General features: G+C 38.7%; 20 protein-coding genes and 1 pseudogene. 12 read left to right on the forward strand and 9 right to left on the reverse strand.

The genetic code is table 11. The features are described from left to right. Positions 1-182: 182 nt before the first annotated feature. The 5 genes from asd to truA all read left to right on the forward strand — a co-directional run bounded on the left by asd (position 183) and on the right by truA (position 6,199). Positions 183-1,301, forward strand: a complete 1,119-nt coding sequence (asd, locus tag D7V20_RS03765; protein ID WP_120383003.1) for an aspartate-semialdehyde dehydrogenase — start codon at positions 183-185, stop codon at positions 1,299-1,301. A 162-nt stretch (positions 1,302-1,463) separates the two neighbouring features. Beyond that, positions 1,464-3,017, forward strand: coding sequence for a FimV/HubP-related protein (locus D7V20_RS03770; protein WP_120383004.1), 1,554 nt, complete (start codon positions 1,464-1,466; stop codon positions 3,015-3,017). A gap of 48 nt (positions 3,018-3,065) precedes the next feature. Further along, on the forward strand, positions 3,066-4,370 hold the full coding sequence (locus D7V20_RS03775) for a hypothetical protein (protein ID WP_120383005.1): 1,305 nt from the start codon (positions 3,066-3,068) through the stop codon (positions 4,368-4,370). Positions 4,371-4,418: 48 nt separating this feature from the next. Continuing rightward, positions 4,419-5,393: an asparaginase domain-containing protein gene (locus D7V20_RS03780; RefSeq protein ID WP_120383006.1), complete on the forward strand. Its 975-nt coding sequence runs from the start codon at positions 4,419-4,421 to the stop codon at positions 5,391-5,393. Between the two features lie 8 nt (positions 5,394-5,401). Beyond that, positions 5,402-6,199, forward strand: a complete 798-nt coding sequence (truA, locus tag D7V20_RS03785) for a tRNA pseudouridine(38-40) synthase TruA (protein WP_120383007.1) — start codon at positions 5,402-5,404, stop codon at positions 6,197-6,199. A 248-nt stretch (positions 6,200-6,447) separates the two neighbouring features. Here the strand turns inward: truA and D7V20_RS03790 are convergent, their stop codons facing one another. Continuing rightward, on the reverse strand, positions 6,448-7,458 hold the full coding sequence (locus tag D7V20_RS03790; protein ID WP_120383008.1) for an AraC family transcriptional regulator: 1,011 nt from the start codon (positions 7,456-7,458) through the stop codon (positions 6,448-6,450). Positions 7,459-7,686: 228 nt separating this feature from the next. On the opposite strand from D7V20_RS03790, the gene infA reads away from it, so the two are divergent. The 3 genes from infA (at position 7,687) to D7V20_RS03805 (ending at position 9,241) form a co-directional block, all read left to right on the forward strand. Then, positions 7,687-7,908: a translation initiation factor IF-1 gene (gene infA, locus D7V20_RS03795; protein WP_001284370.1), complete on the forward strand. Its 222-nt coding sequence runs from the start codon at positions 7,687-7,689 to the stop codon at positions 7,906-7,908. 438 nt (positions 7,909-8,346) lie between these two features. Next, complete coding sequence (locus tag D7V20_RS03800; RefSeq protein WP_120383009.1) at positions 8,347-8,757, forward strand: hypothetical protein; 411 nt, start codon at positions 8,347-8,349, stop codon at positions 8,755-8,757. A gap of 79 nt (positions 8,758-8,836) precedes the next feature. Continuing rightward, entirely contained in the window at positions 8,837-9,241 is a 405-nt protein-coding gene (locus tag D7V20_RS03805; RefSeq protein WP_120383010.1) for a hypothetical protein, read from the forward strand. A gap of 53 nt (positions 9,242-9,294) precedes the next feature. On the opposite strand, the gene leuB is transcribed toward D7V20_RS03805, so the two are convergent. The 4 genes from leuB to leuC all read right to left on the reverse strand — a co-directional run bounded on the left by leuB (position 9,295) and on the right by leuC (position 13,290). After that, positions 9,295-10,374, reverse strand: coding sequence for a 3-isopropylmalate dehydrogenase (gene leuB, locus D7V20_RS03810; protein WP_120383011.1), 1,080 nt, complete (start codon positions 10,372-10,374; stop codon positions 9,295-9,297). Positions 10,375-10,418: 44 nt separating this feature from the next. Beyond that, complete coding sequence (locus tag D7V20_RS03815; protein ID WP_120383012.1) at positions 10,419-10,988, reverse strand: hypothetical protein; 570 nt, start codon at positions 10,986-10,988, stop codon at positions 10,419-10,421. A 106-nt stretch (positions 10,989-11,094) separates the two neighbouring features. Then, complete coding sequence (gene leuD / locus D7V20_RS03820; protein WP_120383013.1) at positions 11,095-11,745, reverse strand: 3-isopropylmalate dehydratase small subunit; 651 nt, start codon at positions 11,743-11,745, stop codon at positions 11,095-11,097. 96 nt (positions 11,746-11,841) lie between these two features. Then, positions 11,842-13,290 carry a 3-isopropylmalate dehydratase large subunit gene (gene leuC, locus D7V20_RS03825; protein WP_120383014.1) on the reverse strand — a complete coding sequence of 483 codons (1,449 nt, stop codon included), beginning with the start codon at positions 13,288-13,290 and terminating at the stop codon, positions 11,842-11,844. Positions 13,291-13,626: 336 nt separating this feature from the next. Between leuC and D7V20_RS03830 the strand changes: the two genes are divergently transcribed. Continuing rightward, entirely contained in the window at positions 13,627-13,869 is a 243-nt protein-coding gene (locus D7V20_RS03830; protein WP_120383015.1) for a DUF2061 domain-containing protein, read from the forward strand. A gap of 49 nt (positions 13,870-13,918) precedes the next feature. Here D7V20_RS03830 and D7V20_RS03835 read toward each other — a convergent pair whose 3' ends face one another. Continuing rightward, positions 13,919-14,770, reverse strand: a complete 852-nt coding sequence (locus tag D7V20_RS03835; protein WP_171407753.1) for a glycine-rich domain-containing protein — start codon at positions 14,768-14,770, stop codon at positions 13,919-13,921. A 212-nt stretch (positions 14,771-14,982) separates the two neighbouring features. Here D7V20_RS03835 and D7V20_RS03840 point away from each other — a divergent pair, with 212 nt between their 5' ends. Next, the gene (locus D7V20_RS03840) at positions 14,983-15,840 is read left to right on the forward strand and encodes a LysR family transcriptional regulator (protein WP_120383016.1); all 858 of its coding nucleotides are present in this window, start codon (positions 14,983-14,985) and stop codon (positions 15,838-15,840) included. A gap of 170 nt (positions 15,841-16,010) precedes the next feature. On the opposite strand, the gene D7V20_RS03845 is transcribed toward D7V20_RS03840, so the two are convergent. Next, positions 16,011-16,256, reverse strand: coding sequence for a DUF2789 domain-containing protein (locus D7V20_RS03845; protein ID WP_120383017.1), 246 nt, complete (start codon positions 16,254-16,256; stop codon positions 16,011-16,013). A 248-nt stretch (positions 16,257-16,504) separates the two neighbouring features. Then, positions 16,505-17,161, reverse strand: a complete 657-nt coding sequence (locus D7V20_RS03850; RefSeq protein ID WP_120383018.1) for an HAD family hydrolase — start codon at positions 17,159-17,161, stop codon at positions 16,505-16,507. Between the two features lie 183 nt (positions 17,162-17,344). Between D7V20_RS03850 and D7V20_RS03855 the strand changes: the two genes are divergently transcribed. Both D7V20_RS03855 and ptsP read left to right on the forward strand, forming a co-directional pair. Then, entirely contained in the window at positions 17,345-17,848 is a 504-nt protein-coding gene (locus tag D7V20_RS03855) for an RNA pyrophosphohydrolase (protein ID WP_120383019.1), read from the forward strand. Positions 17,849-17,925: 77 nt separating this feature from the next. Beyond that, a complete protein-coding gene (gene ptsP, locus D7V20_RS03860) occupies positions 17,926-20,220 on the forward strand; it encodes a phosphoenolpyruvate--protein phosphotransferase (protein ID WP_120383020.1) in 2,295 nt (764 codons plus the stop codon). A gap of 22 nt (positions 20,221-20,242) precedes the next feature. Here the strand turns inward: ptsP and D7V20_RS20395 are convergent. Beyond that, positions 20,243-20,430 (reverse strand): annotated as a pseudogene (locus D7V20_RS20395) (DUF7230 family protein). Positions 20,431-20,460 lie beyond the last annotated feature (30 nt).

The following is a 20,460-nucleotide window of genomic DNA, read 5'->3' on the forward strand; positions in this document are numbered from 1 at the left end:
TTGTCACTCTTATATTCTAAATTTTTTATTCATTCATAAATTAATATCAATTTTGCATGTATCATAAACAAGATATATTGCACAATATAGTTGTGTTTTCATTGTGTATGCTATTGCAGTTACACACCCTTTTGATACACTCAAGCCCCCTTTTATTTTTTAACGCACCGAGGCAAAGTGACATGAAAGTAGGTCTGGTCGGTTGGCGCGGGATGGTTGGTTCCGTCCTTATGCAACGTATGGTTGAAGAGAATGATTTTGCTCATTTCGAGCCATTCTATTTCTCTACCAGTAATGCAGGTGGTGAAGCCCCTGCTTTTGGTGGTAAAACTGCTCCAGCACTTATGGAAGCGACGGACATTACCAGTCTGAAGCAAATGGATGTCATTATTACCTGCCAAGGCGGAGATTATACCTCTGAAGTTTTCCCGAAGCTAAAAGCTGAAGGTTGGAATGGCTACTGGATTGATGCTGCTTCTACATTACGTATGGATGATGAAGCAATTATCGTGCTTGACCCAGTTAACCTGAATGTCATCAAAGATGGTTTAGTCAATGGTACCAAAACATTCGTTGGCGGTAACTGTACAGTTTCGTTAATGCTGATGAGCATGGGTTCTTTATTCCAACAAAACTTGGTGGAATGGATGACGGCGATGACTTACCAAGCAGCGTCTGGTGCTGGTGCGCAGAACATGCGTGAGCTCATCACAGGTATGGGTTATCTTTACAACAATACCAAAGATCTTTTGGACGATCCTCGTTCAGCTATTTTAGATATTGATAGTAAAATTGCTGAATTACAACGTGGTGAAGGCTTCCCTGCTGCAAACTTTGGCGTACCTTTAGCGGGCTCGTTGATTCCTTATATCGACAAGCAACTTGAAAATGGTCAATCTAAGGAAGAATGGAAAGGTCAAGTTGAAACCAACAAGATCTTAGGCAATTCTCAAATCGTTCCTATTGATGGTCATTGTGTACGAATTGGCGCAATGCGTTGCCATTCTCAAGCATTAACATTGAAATTGAAGAAAGATGTACCGCTTGATGAAATTGAAGATATGATTCGTCAGTCTAATCCATGGGCAAAAGTTGTTCCAAATACGCGTGAAGCATCTATGACTGATCTAACGCCTGTGGCAGTAACAGGTACTTTATCTGTACCGGTCGGTCGTTTACGTAAACTCAATATGGGCAAAGAGTATCTAGGCGCATTCACAGTGGGTGACCAATTACTTTGGGGCGCTGCTGAGCCTTTACGCCGCATGTTACGTATTTTAATTGACTACAAAAATAGTTAAAATCGTAAAAAAGCTCGACATTAAAAAAAAGCCGATCTATCTTGATCGGCTTTTTTATGTAACTATATTTATGTAACCATAATGTTAAAGTTTTACATTTAGAATACAGCTAGGTATTGTATAATTTTAGTGGCTTGTACTTCGTCAGAGCAATGGATAGAGATGACTAGATATAACAAATTAAAAATTGCCATTTTAACCATCATGACTTCGCAATCAATCAGTGCGATAACCATCAATCCTATTCAAATTCAATCAGGATCTGGGGATTTGCTCTATGCAGAAATGAAGTTTAGTAATGCAAATCCAAATGAAAAAATCGAAGTTGGCTTAGCAGAAGCTGAAGATATGATGAGTGTAGGATTCGCAAATCAACCACCTGGGCACTTAAATTTTTATACTCGACGCTCTAATGATGGTACTGGGGTCATTGTGATTACCTCTTCTCGTCCTATGGTTGATCCTGAACTCAATATTTTATTAAAAGTAAAAGAAGGTAGTGCAACTCATCTTCAACAAATTAAAACAGCTTTAACACGTGGTCGCCCCAATCCTGCAACAGCTAAAATCACTGCCACAAATAATGAAAAATTGCTAAAGCCTCAAGTGATTGTCAGTGAGAAAGATATCGCACTCAATTTGCCTAGCAGCACCTCGTATCAAGCAAACACGCCTACACCGACTCCAAGTACAGCAAAATCAGTTGCTTCTATAAATTTTCAACGACCACTTGTGATTAGTGTTAGTGCCCCCCCCATATTACAAAGTACACCAAAAACTGCACCTCAAGTGATCGTCTCTAATCATATTCCAGCCACTACTCAACAAGCTGTTGTCGCTCCAGCGCCAACTATTCAAAACGTACAAAAAACAACAACTCCTATAGAAGTTGCAGCAGTAAAAGCGAAGTCTGAACCAACGAAGACAGAAAACACCCAACCTAAGCCAGAAGTAGCGAAGGCAGAAGCTGAAAAACCTAAAGCTGAAACCGCAAAAGCAGAAGCCACAAAATCCAAGCCTGAAGCGACCAAGATAGAAACTGCGAAAGCCAAACCAGAAGCTAAGACAGATACAACAAAATCAAAACCTGAAACTGCAAAAAATGAAACGGCTAAGGCTGCTACAAAAACAGCTCCGCCCGTAAAGCCACATACCAAAAAAACAAACAACGGCAATGACCCAGAGCATGTTGTACAAGCCAATGAATCACTGTGGACCATTGCTTCAAGAATTGCAGCTGAAACCCAACAAAGTATTCCTGAAGTCATGAAGCAAATTAAAGAAAATAATGCCAATGCGTTTATTCAAGGTGATATTAATCGTATTCGTCGTGGTGCTGCGCTAAATTTAGCAGCAAGTTATAAACAAACACCTCAAGTCAAATACAAAACACCTACAGCACCAATCACCACAAGAAAACAGTCAGGATCTGCAAAGTATCGTTTAGATCAAGCTGAAATGAGTTTAATTGCGGACAATGAACAAAATTCGCCACAAGGTTCTGCCAAGAAAAATACTCAGGTGAATCAAACAAATACTGAATTATCTACAAAAGTTATGACATCCCGTGAAAAAACGGTTAAATTACAGAGGAACGTCACTCAACTTGCATCGGCTTTACAAGAAAAGAACCGACGAATTCAACTATTAAATGCTCGGCTTGCTCAGTTGCAACAACAATTGCAGCAACAAAATGCAAAACAGCCAAAAAGTTAGAATATATTTAGGAAATTGTTTCATTGTACTCAATGAAGGGGAAATAAAATGTTGTTGTATGTGATTCCATTTATTTTACTATTGGTTGTTGCTATCGTTTTGAAAAAACGTGAAGATGCCAATAAAGAAAATACTGGTTCTAATGCCAGCACGAAAAAGAATAATAAAAAGACTGCGAAAAAAAATGTAGCACGTACTGCACGTAGTACCACTTCTCAACGACAAACTGCTGTTGTTAAAGAAGAAGCTGTTATTACGCAAGTCGCAAAACCGTTAAATCCCGAATTAAAAGCAAATATTGAGAAATTGATTACTGAGAAAAATTATTTCTCTGCTGAAGCAAAAATCAATCAAGCTTTAAACCAAGACAATTCACAGCACGATCTTTATTTGTATTTAATAGATATACATTTAGCTCAAAAGGATGAGTTTGCGGTCAATCAATTGGTTAATCATATCCGTTCATTGGGCTTAGATGAGATTGTTACTCAAGCTGAGGCAAAACAAAAAGCAGCTCAAGCAGACAGCCCGATTGAATCCATTGCATTTGAACCTAGCCTCTCTGATACACCTGAAACGAAGACCAATCATGCTGCATTTGATGCTTTAATTGATCATTCAGCCCCTTCTGACCAAGCAAGTCAGGCAAATGAACAGCAAACTTTAAACGATGCACTTGAGTTTAATACTTCAATTAATCGTGAAAAACAAAATGATTCGTTACAAGAACAAGTTCAACCATTAGAATTTAATCTTGACTCAATCACCCAAAAAGATACAACTCCTACTGCTGATTTTTCATTTGAAGCTCCCGCTCCAGTTGAAGAAAAGAAAGTAGAAAATATTGCACCTTTAGAGTTTAGTTTTACACAAACTGAAACGACGCCTGTAGTTAAAGATAAACCTGCTGAAGAAATTAGCACCGAATTTAAACTTGACTTTGCAGAACCTTCAATTACACCGACAGTTGAAGAAGACACACCAGCGACACCGTCGCATGAATTAGAATTTAAATTCACTCCAAACGAAGAGGTTGAAACACAACCCACGTTTAGTTTTGATTTAGATCAAAAAACAGAACAAGTCGAAGTAACATCTCCTACGTTAAACTTTGAAACTGCACCTGCTACAACTGAAATAACTGCAACTGTAGATTCAAATGATCCTTTAATTCAATCTTTCCCTGAGTTAGCTCAAGCAGATGAAATTCAACTAGATTTAGATCTTGCTCGACAATATATTGACTTGGGTGCATATGCATCAGCACGTGAACTTCTCTCACAAAATGAATCACAATATACAGCTGAACAACGTCAATTATCCCAAACTCTACTCAATCGAATAGCTTCTTAATGCTATTCGATTTAAGATAAAGCAGTCATTCATGGCTGCTTTTTTATTATGAACAAGAAAATTGCTTTAATTTATATGGGTGGTACTTTTGGTTGTGTAGGTGAACCTTTGGCACCAATGCCTGAGACAGAATTTCTACCACGACTACAACTTGTACTTCCAGCACATCTTAAAATTGAATGTTTTAAAGCACCGAATATTAAAGACAGTAGCGCTTGCACTGCCTCAGATTGGTTAGCACTCATTCAACAAATACAAAGCCTCCAACTACAAAATTTTCAACATTTTGTTATTATTCATGGTACCGATACACTCAGTTATGCAGCAGCAACCCTTTCTCGGTTCCTTGCTGAATCTTGTCATGTGGTCATTACAGGAAGTCAGTACCCTCTGCTGAATATTTCAGGTGAAAATACGCGTGAATTCACAGATGCGATTGATAATTTAAATACAGCACTCGATGCAGTACTCAAGCTCCCTGTTGGTGTCTATCTCAGCTTTTTTCATCAAGTCATTCATGCTCGGACTGCATTAAAAACCCATAGCACTGCACTCGATGCATTTAGAGGGCAAATTGCAGATCAAGAGATTCCTATTGATCCTCAGGTCATCAATGTACAACTTTCACATCTTGAAAAAGCAAAAACACTCAATATTATCAATTGGATGATGCTACCTATTGAACAAGAACAATTGGCACATAACTTAGGTTTAATACTAAGCAAACCTCCACATTTTTTAATTATTCAGGCCTATGGCGTTGGTAATCTTGCGGTAAATGATCATATTGTCGAAAAAATTAAAGCACTACAGCTTAAAGGTTGCCAAGTAATCCTCTCCACACAAGTCCCATTAGGCGGGATGGATCAACGCTATGCAGTAAGTCAATGGATCAAAGATGCAAAGATTTTAGTCAGCGATGCGCTCAGTCAGGCAGATCTTTATGCCAAAATTCTGAAAATTTATTTACAATACCCCACTTCGGAACAATGGTACGACCATTGGTATGATCTTCCTGAATAGAGGTTTTTATGCAACGCTTTGCAATTGGTATTGAGTTTTGTGGCATTCGTTATAAGGGTTGGCAAACTCAACAAGCAGGTGTGCGAAGTATTCAGGAAACGATGGAAAAAGTTCTGAGTAAAATTGCTGACGAACCCATTATTTTACACGGTGCTGGTCGTACCGATGCAGGAGTACATGCGACCAACATGGTAGCGCATTTTGATACCAATGCAATCCGTCCAATACGGGGCTGGTTAATGGGCTCAAATAGCCAATTACCGAAAGACATTTCGATCCAGTGGATTAAGGAAATGGATCACGATTTCCATGCTCGCTTTAAAGCGCAAGCACGACGCTATCGTTACGTGGTCTATCAATCTGCAAATCGTCCTGCTTTACTCCATAAACAAGTGACACATGCGTTTTATCCGCTCAATGTCGATAAGATGATTGAAGCTGCCACAAAATTTGAAGGTACACATAATTTTGAAAGCTTCCGTGCCGCAGCGTGCCAATCGAATCAACCTGTGCGCCATGTTAAACACTGCCGTTTAATCCGACATGGCAATTATTTGGTTTTAGATATTCAAGCTGATGGTTTCTTGCACCATATGGTGCGTAACATCATGGGCTGTTTATTGGAAATCGGGCAAGGGATGTATGAAGTTGATCATATCGATCAAATTTTTGCTGCTGAAGACCGTAAGGCTGCTGGAATCACTGCACCACCAGATGGTTTATATTTCATCCATGCAGATTATCCTGAACAATTCGAATTACCTCAAATGCCTTTAGGCCCGCATTGGCTGAATATGCCTGAGTAGTATATTTGCACCGCCTAACCCTTCCATTTCAAAAAGTGGAATTTCCCCCTTTTACATAGGCAGGTTAGGGAGTAATGTTAGTTAGTTAAGCATTTTTTAAATACTTCCTTGCGGAGCATGCTCCTCACCTTTGATGAAGGAGGAATGAACAGCATTGCTACGCAAGAGAATCTAAAATTATTTTAAATCTTTAATAATTCCTCTCTTTTTCCTTGCGCCATAAATGGTTCAAGGTTAGGGAAGATTTATCAACGTTGTTTACGCTTTCTATACTCCACTGGTGTTTCATTGGTCCAGCGCTTAAACGCTCGATAAAACGTACTTGGCTCAGAAAAACCCGTTAAATAAACTATACGCTCTACACTTTCATTGGTATTGGCCAACAATTTTTTAGCTAAACGGCAACGATAGTCAGAAAGAATTTGCTGAAAGCTGGTATTTGCCTCAGAAAGCTGAGTACGTAAACGACGTGGGGTAATGTTCAGTTGTGCTGCAACCGTTTCCAGTGTGGTTTCACCACTTTCTAAAGTTGAACCTATCGCACGGCGAACTTCTCCAACAAGATCATAACGTGCCAGCTCTTGGAGTTTTTCTAGCGCCAATTGCTCATGTAACTGTAAAAGCTCAGGTTCGGCTTGCCATAATGGATAATCTAAAATAGCAGGATCAAAATACAAACGTGTTTCTTTCTGCCCCAAACTTACTGGGCATTCATAAACACGAAAATATTCTGCATCAGAAGCGCCTTGGCTGAAATTGAAATCGATATAAATCGGTTCAAAACGCCCTTCGGTAATAAATTTAAAAAATCGTAAAATCCCTGAAAGTGCACATTCAGAGAAATGACGATTGACGATATTATCTCCCCAAGGCTGCTCACCATTGGTTAAATAACAACGCCCATTATCATCAACCACTAAGCTAGCATGAAATGCATCGCTGATTAAACGTTGATAAGCCAAAGCACGCTTGAGCCCTTCTCCAAAGTTTTCACTCGAAATAAACAGGTGTTCAATCACTTGCCCTCGATATAAAGGTAAGTGTTCTCCAAGATGTAATCCAATATCAAGATCACGGCTAACTTCTTCAGCCGCAGTCCAAAAAGCATATTGTGCGTTTAGCGGAGTACGTGCATTTTGATCCACTTGATTTAATGTCACACCCGCTTTGGATAATATTTCTTCTGTCGGCAATCCTGCACGACGGATCGCTTGATAGCCTAATCGTAAAACAACCGAAGCATCAGTTAGCTGACTCACGCAGTGCCCTTCCTTGTATGTTATTCATTTATACTTAAATCATTAGATTTAGATTACCGTCGATTGGCTAAACTGACAATATTTATCCGCTTTTTTTTGTAGAAATTGTTTAACAATATGTTCGCCTATTTTCAAGTCATCTGCCACCTTGTACAGTCGAATAATCTTGTCTTTCTATAAAAAATTGCCTATAATTTGCGCCTTTCCAATTTGATCATCAGGTAGGCTATGGCCAATAAAGAGGAACTTATCGAGTTCGAAGGCGTTGTCACCGAAACGCTTCCTAATACTATGTTCCGTGTACGTCTAGAAAACGGTCACGAAGTGATTGCGCACATTTCGGGTAAAATGCGTAAACACTATATTCGTATTTTAACTGGCGACAGTGTTAAAGTCGAAATGACACCATATGACTTAACTAAAGGTCGTATTACTTATCGTGCACGCTAAGTTTTAGCGGAAGCAAAAGCCACTTTGAGGTGGCTTTTTCATTCTTATTCCACTTATCGATTGATTGCTATCGTTTAGCAACTCTTTGTTTTACCCATAAAAACTTGATTAACTCATCACCAATGATATTTTTCAAGATATTTATGTGATCCAATAAAATTAAAACTGCTGTTCAATATCGATCTTTATTCCTAACATATCCACTCTTTCTATCATATTGAATAAATACTTGATCATATTAACGGTGAAATAACACAGTCATGTTAAATCTATTTTCAGTATCAATCATTCAGCACGCTTACATACTATACTAATCTTTCAATCTATAGATGCTTCCTTTTGTCTATTTTTCATTATGTATCCCCACTGGAATTTGTTTATTTAATGCACTACGACTACACTCATTACATATAACGTAATATGGCTTGAGGTGCAATAATGAAGTTAACTCAACCGCTTTTATGGGCAATCTGTTTAATAGCAATCCCTTTCACAGGATGCCAAACCAATACAACTCGGCAAGTAAATTTAGATGAATATTTACAGCAATTTATAGGCTCGAGCAGCGCTGAAATTCAGCAGAATTTAGATTTAAAGGCATTAGGCTATCAAACTGCTAAAAATGTTCAAAGTAGCCCAACAGAACTCAGCTATACGATTCTAAGACCACTCAATATCCCCATGGCTGGAGGCAATGCGACTATAGGTTCAAATGCCATGGGGGCTCCTGTCATTCGTTACGATACGACAGCAGCTCCAACCTATGATATTAATTTTAGTTGTAAAGTGACCTTTAAACTGAAAGAAGGTATTGCACAATCTATTCAATATTTAGGTAAGGCTTGTTAATTCTGTATTGAATCGCTTTACTTGAAATATTTAAACTAAAAGTAAATACTAAGATCAACTTCATTTTCAGAAAAAGGCAATGAATAAAATATTTACTCATCTAAGCGTTCTATTCTGTTGCATATATTTAGCATCATGTACTTCGCTATCCCAACAAAGAAATGCACCTATTCACCAATATGTACAACCATTCATTGGTAAAACAGTCACAGATATTCAGCAACAATTTGATTTAAAAGAGATCGGTATTCAGCCCAAAAAAGCCGCTGTACAAAAAGAAAACCAATTGATCTATGTCTTTGAAAGAGATGTTCCAACGTCAATGCCTTCTGGAGTATCAGTTTCCGACCAACACGGTAAATTGCTTCCGACTCAAATGGGGAGTACTGCAAATTCTTATCAAAACCGAATGTCATGTAATATTATTTTTAATATCGAAAATGGCATTGCCAAATCCTATCAACTCAAAGGTAGAGCCTGTTAATCACGCAATAAAAAACACAGCCGAAGCTGTGTTTTTTAATTCAAACTCTAAGCTTAAGCAATTGCTGCAACAACAGCATCACCCATTTCAGATGTTCCAACTTTATTCATCCCTTCTGACATAATATCGCCAGTACGTAAACCTTGATCAAGGACCTGACCAACAGCATCTTCAATGGCTTTAGCCGCAACTTCCTCACGGAAGGTATAACGTAACATCATTGCAACAGAAAGAATGGTTGCCAATGGATTTGCGATATTCTGTCCTGCGATATCAGGTGCAGAACCGTGACACGGCTCATACATCCCTTTACCATTCTCATCTAATGATGCAGATGGCAACATTCCGATCGAACCTGTCAGCATTGCTGCTTCATCAGACAAAATATCACCAAATAAGTTACCTGTTACAATCACATCAAACTGTTTTGGCGCACGTACCAATTGCATTGCAGCATTGTCCACATACATATGTGATAGGTTAATTTCAGGATACTGCTCTTCTTTCATGGCAGTGACTGTTTGTTTCCAAAGCTCAGTCACTTCAAGCACATTGGCTTTGTCGACTGAACAGACTTTACCACCGCGTAAATTTGCCATTTCAAAAGCAACTTTGGCGATACGCTTAATTTCAGATTCTGAATAAACGTCAGTATTAAAACCTTGTTTTTCACCATTTTCGAGTTCACGAATACCACGTGGCTGACCGAAATAGATACCACCTGTTAATTCACGAACAATCAAAATGTCCAAGCCAGCAACAATTTCAGGCTTCAAACTAGATGCATCTGCCAATTGTGGATAAAGAATTGCAGGGCGCAAATTAGCGAATAAATTTAATTCACTGCGGATTTTCAATAAACCACGTTCAGGACGAATTGAACGTTCAATGTTATCCCACTTAGGGCCACCTACCGCACCAAGTAAGATCGCATCGGCTTTTTGAGCTTGAGCTGATGTGATTGCTGGGTAAGGTTCACCATGTGCATCAATCGCAGAACCACCCAATAAACCATGTTCCCACGTTAACCCTAAATTAAATTTATCATTGACACGTGTGAGCACTTTTTCAGCAGCAGCAACGATCTCTGGACCAATACCATCACCTGCCAAGATCAAAATTTGTTTAGACATTTGTCGTTCCGATTATATTTAACAGCTTAACTGTTGTTTTGAGATTAAATTTTTTGTTCCACAAATTCACTGACACCCGTTACCGCATTATGTGGTCGGCAAAAACGGCGAATTGTACGCTTTTCTTGAATCATATCTACACAAAGCGGCGTAGGTGCTGAAACATTCAGCAGACTGCCTGAACTTGATGATCTTTGACGATACATTTTAAATGTATAGGTTTGATTTCCCTCAAATTGATGAATCACATGAAATACCTCAGCATGCTGTTTGGTGATTGGATAAAATCGGATCACCATTTCATATTGCTGAGGTGGAATCGTTAAATACAAACCATTTTGCTCTAAAGGTTCACCTGTTAATTTCAAATAACCTTTTTCAATGGCTTGACGATTCGCACGTGCAACTTTTTCATCAATAATCACTAAATCATTTAATCGTGCAAATTCACAATGTTCTGCACCAGAACAATAAACAGCAACTGTGTTTTGGCTATATTGATTTTTTGAAGCCTGTTTGATTCTATTTAAATCAATCATCTGATTCGATTGGCAAGCACTCAAGACTAAGCTCGATAAACCAATTACAACACTACAGCCTAAAAACTTAGTCATTGTTCAAACCCAACCTTACTTCACTGAGTAAACATTCATTTTGTTATATTCAGTATGTTAACAAGAGTTGGGCATTCACGCTATGTGTAAAGTGTGAGCGGTATCACTAAGCCTTAATTTCCGCAAACACCCAAGGACGTGATTGTTTGGTTTGTTCTTCATAAGCACGAATATCATCGGCTGCTTGTAAAGTTAAACCAATATCATCTAAGCCATTCAATAAACAATGTTTACGGAACGGATCAACTTCAAATTTAAAAGCTTCACCAGCAGGGTTACGCACTTCTTGAGCTTCTAAATCGATAGTAAGTTGATAACCTTCATTTGCAGCGCATTCTTTGAATAATTGATCGACAATTTCTTCAGACAAAATGACAGGTAACATACCATTCTTAAAGCTGTTGTTGAAGAAAATGTCTGCATAACTCGGTGCAATCACGGTACGGAAACCATATTCTTCCAATGCCCATGGTGCATGTTCACGACTTGATCCACAACCAAAATTGGCACGTGAAAGAAGGACTGTTGCGCCTTGGTAACGTGGTTGATTCAAAGCAAAATCTGGATTTTTAGGGCGTTTAGAAATATCTTGTCCTAAATAACCTTCATCCAAATAACGCAATTCATCAAATAAGTTATCACCAAAACCTGTTCGCTTAATTGATTTCAAAAACTGTTTTGGAATAATTAAGTCTGTATCTACATTGGCACGGTCTAATGGCGCAACAATACCTTGTTCTATAGTATAAGCTTTCATGTTTTTTCCTAAAGAATATCATCACTTTAAATCTCCCCTAACCTCTCTTTAACAAACAGAGGAACTTCCCCCTTTTAAAGGGGGCTGAGGGGGATTTTAGAAACTGCGTACGTCAACAAAATGACCTGCTATTGCAGCCGCAGCCGCCATCGCTGGACTGACCAAATGTGTACGACCACCATTACCTTGACGACCTTCAAAATTACGGTTTGAGGTCGAAGCGCAATGTTCACCTGGTTGTAATTTATCAGCATTCATTGCCAAACACATTGAACACCCTGGTTCACGCCATTCAAAGCCTGCTTCAACCAAAATTTTATCTAAACCTTCCGCTTCAGCCTGCGCTTTAACGAGGCCAGAACCAGGAACAACCATCGCTTGTTTAATTGATGAAGCAACTTTACGCCCCTTAACCACTTCCGCAGCAGCACGAATATCTTCAATACGTGAATTGGTACAAGAACCAATAAATACACGATCTAATTGAATATCTGCCAATGCCTGACCTGCATTTAAACCCATGTATTGGTAAGCACGTGTCCAGTCATTACGTTGCACATCATCTTTAGCTTGCTCTAATGTCGGCACCGCCTGTGAAACAGGAATGACCATTTCAGGAGATGTACCCCATGATACTTGTGGTTCAATCTCTTCACCTTGCAAAACCACAACAGTGTCAAAATGCGCATCATCATCTGAATGTAAAGTATTCCAATACGCAACAGCAGCATCCCACTGTTCACCTTTTGGTGCATATGGGCGATCTTTAACGTACTCAATGGTCTTGTCATCCACCGCAACCATACCAACCCTTGCCCCGCCTTCGATTGCCATATTACAAACCGTCATACGACCTTCGATTGACATATCACGGAACACTTGACCACCGAATTCGATCGCATGACCTGTACCACCAGCTGTACCAATTTTACCAATGATCGCCAATACTACATCTTTAGGGGTTACGCCTTGACCCAATACGCCATCCACACGGACTAACATATTTTTCATTTTCTTTTGAACTAAGCATTGGGTTGCCAATACATGTTCAACTTCAGATGTCCCAATACCATGTGCCAAACAACCAAACGCACCATGTGTTGCGGTATGCGAGTCGCCACATACAACAGTCATACCTGGTAAAGTCAAACCTTGCTCAGGGCCAACCACATGCGCGATCCCTTGACGGACATCATTGATATCGAATTGAACCACATCAAAAGTTTTACAGTTGTCATCTAAAGTCTGTACTTGGATACGAGACGTATCATCTTCAATACCCGCAATCCCTTCTGAACGCTCTTTGCTTGATGTCGGAACGTTATGATCAGGTGTCGCCACATTGGCACTTAAACGCCAAGGTTTACGACCTGCAAGTTGTAAACCTTCAAATGCTTGCGGAGAAGTTACTTCATGCAATAAATGACGGTCGATATAAAGTAATGCAGAGCCATCATCTCGTTGTTTTACTAAATGGTCATCCCACAACTTGTCATACAATGTTTTTGGAATTGCGGTTTTTGCTTTTTGGTTTTCGCCTGCCATGTCGAGGTGCTCCACTGGACTGGGTAATTCTTTCATTAAATCGATTATAACGACGTTTTCACATAAATCTAATTTATCATTTTTATTAATTTAAAAACTTTTTGGAATTATTTCAAGAAAATTATCTTTTATCTTTTGTGATTTTTTGCCATGAACGATTATCCAGTTTACTGCTTGGAATTATTTGAACGTTATATATACCGCCCCCTCATTTTTACTTCTCTCAAACATCATAATCATTTAGAAAACCAATCATGATCAATCAAAAATTCTTTTTTACTTTTTAAATGATAATGATTATTATTTATTTAACTTAAAGCATTTGTGGTGATTCTCATGGCACGTATTCAAAACTTCGTACAAAGCAATCAGCGAATTTTCAAGAAAACCTTAAGCTATTACATCATGCACATTACTGTGGCTATGCTTGTAGGTTATGTAGTTACAGGAAATTTATGGATGGCCGTCACTTTAAGTTTGGTTGAACCGACTGTTCAAGCTATTGCATTCTTCTTCCATGAAAAAGTATGGAACAAAAAAGATCAAAAAGTAGCGCAGGCTCAAATTGTTAAAGCCTAATCTAGGCTTGATTAACATCTAAGTTTTAAACACCAGCTGTGAAAGTGTATTAATCACCACCACCGCCACAGCTGCTACAACTACTACATGATGAGTCTGAACTCGAATCTGAGCCATGATGAGAATGACTGGAATCAGAGGATGAACCTGAACATGCCGTCGATGATGAACAAGATGATCCAGACGAAGTTGTACTCGGTATATCAGAAGTTGTTTGCATCGTTTGAGCATACATCGCCGCCATAAAAGGCAAACTAAACATTAAACCTTGTTCCCATCGAATATGTTCATCAATTTGGAATAGCCGAGGTAGACGCTGAGAGTCTTGTGGATTTAAACCATGTAAATGACATGCCCCATGCCAAGTATTTACTAATTGCCGTTTTTGCAATGTTTTTTGAGCTGTTGTCGGTTGCTTTTCATGTGGCTTATGGATCAGCTTATAGCCTAAAAAGTTTTGACACATGAACTGATAGAAATCATCAAACTCTTCAATCAACAGATGCCACAAAGCATCTACTGAATTGGAAGGCATTGCATAAGCATTTCTACGCCACATATGAATTGCCAAGTAGTCTTTAAAACCTTCTTCAATCCATGGATATGATGTCGGACTTAGATTTGGATGCCTTTGCTTAAAAGCAATCCAAATATGATTGGGTATTTTAAAATCAGCTAAATCTTGTATTTTCTTCACATGATTCAGTCGTGCTCTAAACCAGAAAAATACCATAATCATCATGATTATGATTGGAAAATAAACATTGAAGAAATAGGCGAACACTAAACCAATACAGCCAAGAATAAGAATAGTGATTGAGAAACTTAACCATGTTTTTGTTAATATATTTCGATTAAGCTGCTGAAAATAATAGATAGATGTCGTTTTAGTTTGATTCAAATAATTTTTCCTTTTTGTTGTTTTTATGAGCACACTATAAAACATGATCATCCAATATGTATAGCAAAAACTTGTATGCAAATTTTTCTAAAATTGTTAGAAGCATCGTCTTTTCATGATTAAATCAAAAAAAATTGAAAATTACTTTGATTAATTCTTTAAATTTCTAAATAATGAATTACGCATAAAAATTCTTTATGGATGTAAATATTATGAATCTTGCTGCTTTTGAAGCTTTTGTGAAAGTGATGGAAACTGGTTCTATTTCGATGGCAGCAGAACATCTGTTTATTACCCAACCTGCTGTGACCAAACGAATACATAGTTTAGAAGAATATTTTGGAGTTAAACTCTTTGAATCTGCTGGCCGTGGTGTACAAGCAACGCATGCGGCACATTCATTATTACCTAAAGTAAAAAACTGGTTAAATGAACTGGGCGATATTCACCACACACTCAGCCATGAACAAGGCGAAGTTCGTGGAAAATTGAAGATCGGGACCAGTCACCATATTGGACTGCATCATCTCCCTCAACATTTAAAAATATATGTGCAACACTTTCCAGAAGTAAAACTCGACGTACACTTTGTGGACTCAGAACAAGCACATGAGCAAGTACTTGCTGGAGATTTAGAACTTGCTTTTTTAACTTTGCCACCGCAGGGTGATGATCGTTTAAGTTATATCACCATTTGGGATGATCCACTGGTTTTCGTTGTTGCTCCATTTCATCCTTTGGCGCAAAAAACCAATTTAAAACTTGAAGACCTGATTGAATATCCGAGTCTATTGCCCGCAGCCCAAACCTATACCAGTCAAATCACTTTAGCTGAATTTGAAAAGCAAGGCCTCAAACCAAAAATTACCATGAGCAATAATCCTTTAGAATCAATCCGTATGTTGGTTTCAATTGGTTTAGGATGGTCTGTATTACCTAAAACTTTGTTGAATCAAGATTTGCAACAATTAGATATCGATTTTGAAATGAATCGTCAATTGGGTATGGTTTGGCATCCTGCACGTACACAATCTCGTGCCGTACAGGAATTGATTAACATGATGAAATAATTTAAGAAAATCATCTTAAATATTTTATTTCTGAGAACTTTATGTTTTGACGTTCTTTTGTCCTTAGATGATTAAAAATCACTGCAGAACAAAAGAACTTTCTCTTTTTTGATGATGAGTCGCTCATGATGACTTCGCTTTGGCTTAACAACAGCCTAACAACGCAATCATTATGAGTTGACTGAATCCTCATGCAATGACTCATTTAACTGATCCACCACCAAAGCCCATTCACCATCTGAGTCAATTTTTTCTTCTAAAAACTGGCGTTGAGCCTCTGTCCAAAAACTTGCTTGCGTCAAAAAGGTATCTGCATCTAATTGATGTGTTCCAATAAACGTTTGAATTGCCTCCTCACTTGAATCTAAACCGAGTTGTTCAAATAAATTGGTCATTCTTGGGCGAGTTTGGCTCATTTTATATTCTCCATCAGCTTATAAATTTTTAGACATTCAATTCAACATAACATTTTTCTTGCTAAAGTGAAGCGCAAAATCTTCATTTATAAAAATATTTACAACACATAGCAATGCTTGAAGCGCTACTGCGATTTCATAAATGACTTAGATCGTTTGGAAATATTGGATGTCTAAGCCGCCTCAATAAAAAAGGCAGTGATGATCACTGCCTAACTACAACACTACAACGAGATGCTGTTCGCCAATCACGATTCAATCGACCAATCTTGTATATCCCAAGCTTGTTGTTTGGCCAATACTTCCAAGCGATCATCCGGATTGACCGCTATCGCATGATCTGCATATTCCAATAAAAAACGATCATTGATGGAATCTGAATAAGCCCAAGACTCTGTCACATCACGACCTTGCAACCATTGATCTAAACGCGCCAATTTACCCTTTTGATAACATGGAATATTGATCACTTTTCCTGTGTACTTTCCATCTTTGACTTCGGCATTGGTTGCAATAATTTCGCTAATACCAAACTCACGGAAAATCGGTGCTGTAATAAAATCTGAAGTCGCCGTGATCCCAACAAGGGCATGCCCTGCTACTCTATGCTTTTCAATCGCATCAAAACCCTTTGGACGCATTTGTGGGCGAATCACTTTTTTCATAAACAACTGATGCAACTCAGTTAAGTATGCCGCATCATGCTGAGTTAGAAATTCAAAAACAAATTCGTTATAAGCAATCGGATCAAGCTGCCCTGCTTTATAATCTTCATAAAACTTATCATTCATTGCACGATGACGGACTGGATCGACCAAGCCTTCATTGACTAAAAACTCGCCCCAAGAGTGGTCAGAGTCGGTATTTAATAAGGTGTGATCTAGGTCAAACAGCGCCAATTTCATGAAAATACTCGTTCAAACTGAAATTTAAGAAAAAAAATGTAAATCTATCACCGCTAGTCGATAGAAATTCGTTAAGATCATAGCAATTTTATAACATTATTACTTTGACTGCGTCGAGTTGGACTAAAGAGTGTTCGTCCCCATATACAAAGTCAATGAAATTCACAAAATTTAGGTAGCCAAATGATCGACTCAGAAGGTTTCCGACCCAACGTCGGGATCATTTTGGCAAATGATATTGGACAAGTCTTATGGGCAAAGCGCATTGGTCACAATGCATGGCAATTTCCTCAAGGGGGGATCCAGTTTGGAGAAACTCCTGAGCAAGCGCTTTACAGAGAACTACGAGAAGAAGTTGGGCTCCTACCCGAGCATGTCCAAATAATCGCCCAGACAGATGACTGGTTGCATTATCGTTTGCCGCTTCGATACATTCGCTCGGATTCCGATCCGATTTGTATTGGGCAAAAACAGAAATGGTTTTTATTAAAATTGGTCGCTTCAACAAAGCATATCCAGTTGAATCTATCTGATCCGCCAGAATTTGATCAATGGCAATGGGTCAGTTATTGGTATCCACTTGGGCAAGTGGTGAATTTTAAACGTGATGTTTATCGTAAAGCGATGCTGGAGTTATGTATGCAAATGCCACAACATACACCTGAAATTTCTTCAAAATATGAATGATTTTTTAGGCTTGTACTGTTATAAATAATACTGATTAAATCGCTTTAAAATATACATTAAATAGGGAGCATACATTCATGTCGAACATGCAACTAGACACATTAAGACGCATTGTACAAGAGATCAATGCGTCCGTCAGTTTGCATGATTCTTTAGAAATTATGGTCAACCAAGTTTCCGAAGCCATGCACGTGGATGTTTGCTCTATTTATTTACTCGATGAACGTAATCAACGCTATGTGTTGATGGCAAGTAAAGGCTTAAATCCTGAATCTGTCGGTAATGTTTCGCTACAACTGGGTGAAGGTCTAGTCGGCTTAGTAGGACAACGTGAGGAAATTGTCAATTTAGACAATGCCTTTAAACATGAACGTTTTGCCTACTTCCCTGAAACAGGTGAGGAAATCTATAACTCATTCCTTGGCGTACCCGTGATGTACCGTCGTAAAGTGATGGGCGTTATGGTGGTTCAAAATAAAGAACCACAAGATTTCAGCGAAGCTGCTGAATCATTCCTTGTCACCCTTTGCGCCCAACTTTCAGGTGTAATTGCACACGCACATGCAGTGGGCAACATTGATGTATTCCGTAAACCCAGTAATTCTCCAAACTATAAAACCTTCCAAGGTGCATCAGGTGCGGGAGGAATTGCGTTAGGTCGTGCCATTATTCTCTATCCACCTGCAGACTTGGCAGCCGTTCCAGACCGTGATGCAGATGATATTAGTGAAGAACTTGAACTATTAGATCAAGCGATTGAGTCCGTTCGTGCTGAAATTGAATCACTTGATGAAAAAATGCAAGACTCGTTGATGTCCGAAGAACGTGCTCTTTTTAGTGTGTTCTTACGCATGTTAGATGAAAATGCATTACCTTCTGAAATTAAAGAAATTATTCGAGATGGAAGTTGGGCGCAAGGTGCTGTAAAGCATGTCATTGAACGCCATGTCGCTTTATTTGCACAAATGGAAGATGATTATCTACGCGAACGTGTTTCTGATTTAAAAGATCTCGGTCGACGTATATTAGCTGCATTACAAGAAGGTGATACCAGCCATAAAGAGCTGACTTCGGAAAGTATTCTCATTGGTGAGGAAATCAGTACCGCTGCTCTAGTTGAACTACCTGTTGATAAAATTGCGGCTATCGTCACCTCTGAAGGAGCAGCCAATTCACATATGGTGATTGTTGCGCGTGCATTGGGTATTCCAACGGTAGTCGGGGTAACTGAATTACCTGTAAATACCCTTGATGACGTTGAAATGATTGTAGATGCGTACCAAGGGCGTGTTTTCGTCAATCCACCACGCCGTTTGCGTACACGCTATAAAGAAATCCAAAAAGAAGAAGAACAAATCGCGAAAGATTTGAAGCAATATGAAACCAAAGATGCGATCACGCCTGATGGTGTTGCTGTCAAACTGTATGTTAATACAGGCTTAATGATTGATGTGGTTCGTGGTGTACAGCGTGGTGCGAAAGGTGTAGGTTTATATCGTTCAGAAATTCCATTCATGTTACGTGAACGCTTCCCAGGTGAAGAAGAACAACGTGCGATTTACCGTCAACAATTAAGCCACTTTGCCAATAAACCAGTCGTTATGCGTACGCTGGATATTGGTGCAGATAAAGACTTGCCTTATTTTGAAATTGAAGAAGAAAACTCTGCATTAGGGTGGCGTGGTATCCGTTTCACACTTGATCATCCTGAAATTTTTTCTTCACAAATTCGCGCGATGCTGAAAGCCAGTATTGGTCTCAATAACTTACACATTTTATTGCCAATGGTAACGAGTGTCAGTGAAGTCGAAGAAGCCCTTTATTTATTGGAACGTGACTGGTTAGCCGTACAAGAAGAAGAACAAGTCAAAATCACTAAGCCTAAAATCGGCATCATGGTCGAGGTTCCAAGTGTCTTGTTACAAATTGAAGAGTTTGCGCCTTTGGTGGACTTCTTCTCTGTCGGTTCAAATGATTTAACGCAATACTTATTGGCTGTCGACCGTAACAATCCACGTGTTGCAAACGTTTATTCACATTTTCATCCATCTGTGATTAGAGCACTCACACGTTTGGTCAAAGAATGTCATAAATACGATAAACCTGTGAGTATTTGCGGCGAAATGGCGGGTGATCCATTATCTGCAATTCTACTCATGGCCATGGGTTTCAATACTTTATCGATGAGTTCAAGTAACATTCTGCGTGTACGTAAAGCCATTTGCCACGTATCGATGAGCGATGCTCAAAAGCTGTTAAGTGAAGTGAATGCGATGAATAATCCGCTGATGGTCAAAAGCTGGATGGAATATTATTTTAGACACCATGGTTTAGGTGACATGGTCAAATCAAATCGTATGGTGAATGTCTAAATTCTCTATATCTTATTAATTTTTAATCAAAAATAGCTACACACAAAAAAGGTCGATAATCATGAGAATATCGACCTTGTCTATGTTTGTTATCACCACGTTTTGCACTTTTCTTTCGATCTCAAAGACTTGGCTTTTGTTCACTTCATGCATGTGTCTTGCTACAAATATGATTCTAACATGTAGTAACTCAATATAAAAAAGCCCAATGAGTCTACATTAGGCTTACTATTACGTTTA

It is taken from the genome of Acinetobacter rongchengensis, from assembly GCF_003611475.1.
Taxonomy (GTDB): Bacteria; Pseudomonadota; Gammaproteobacteria; order Pseudomonadales; family Moraxellaceae; genus Acinetobacter; species Acinetobacter rongchengensis.

Excerpts from the sequence above, each read along its gene's own strand:
- truA (WP_120383007.1), top strand. The coding sequence starts at position 5,402 with ATGCAACGCTTTGCAATTGGTATTGAGTTTTGTGGCATTCGTTATAAG.
- infA (WP_001284370.1), top strand. The coding sequence starts at position 7,687 with ATGGCCAATAAAGAGGAACTTATCGAGTTCGAAGGCGTTGTCACCGAA.
- D7V20_RS03850 (WP_120383018.1), bottom strand. The coding sequence starts at position 17,161 with ATGAAATTGGCGCTGTTTGACCTAGATCACACCTTATTAAATACCGAC.
- D7V20_RS03830 (WP_120383015.1), top strand. The coding sequence starts at position 13,627 with ATGGCACGTATTCAAAACTTCGTACAAAGCAATCAGCGAATTTTCAAG.
- D7V20_RS03800 (WP_120383009.1), top strand. The coding sequence starts at position 8,347 with ATGAAGTTAACTCAACCGCTTTTATGGGCAATCTGTTTAATAGCAATC.
- D7V20_RS03775 (WP_120383005.1), top strand. The coding sequence starts at position 3,066 with ATGTTGTTGTATGTGATTCCATTTATTTTACTATTGGTTGTTGCTATC.
- D7V20_RS03815 (WP_120383012.1), bottom strand. The coding sequence starts at position 10,988 with ATGACTAAGTTTTTAGGCTGTAGTGTTGTAATTGGTTTATCGAGCTTA.
- asd (WP_120383003.1), top strand. The coding sequence starts at position 183 with ATGAAAGTAGGTCTGGTCGGTTGGCGCGGGATGGTTGGTTCCGTCCTT.
- leuC (WP_120383014.1), bottom strand. The coding sequence starts at position 13,290 with ATGGCAGGCGAAAACCAAAAAGCAAAAACCGCAATTCCAAAAACATTG.
- leuD (WP_120383013.1), bottom strand. The coding sequence starts at position 11,745 with ATGAAAGCTTATACTATAGAACAAGGTATTGTTGCGCCATTAGACCGT.
- D7V20_RS03780 (WP_120383006.1), top strand. The coding sequence starts at position 4,419 with ATGAACAAGAAAATTGCTTTAATTTATATGGGTGGTACTTTTGGTTGT.
- leuB (WP_120383011.1), bottom strand. The coding sequence starts at position 10,374 with ATGTCTAAACAAATTTTGATCTTGGCAGGTGATGGTATTGGTCCAGAG.
- D7V20_RS03770 (WP_120383004.1), top strand. The coding sequence starts at position 1,464 with ATGACTAGATATAACAAATTAAAAATTGCCATTTTAACCATCATGACT.
- D7V20_RS03805 (WP_120383010.1), top strand. The coding sequence starts at position 8,837 with ATGAATAAAATATTTACTCATCTAAGCGTTCTATTCTGTTGCATATAT.
- D7V20_RS03840 (WP_120383016.1), top strand. The coding sequence starts at position 14,983 with ATGAATCTTGCTGCTTTTGAAGCTTTTGTGAAAGTGATGGAAACTGGT.
- ptsP (WP_120383020.1), top strand. The coding sequence starts at position 17,926 with ATGTCGAACATGCAACTAGACACATTAAGACGCATTGTACAAGAGATC.
- D7V20_RS03855 (WP_120383019.1), top strand. The coding sequence starts at position 17,345 with ATGATCGACTCAGAAGGTTTCCGACCCAACGTCGGGATCATTTTGGCA.
- D7V20_RS03845 (WP_120383017.1), bottom strand. The coding sequence starts at position 16,256 with ATGAGCCAAACTCGCCCAAGAATGACCAATTTATTTGAACAACTCGGT.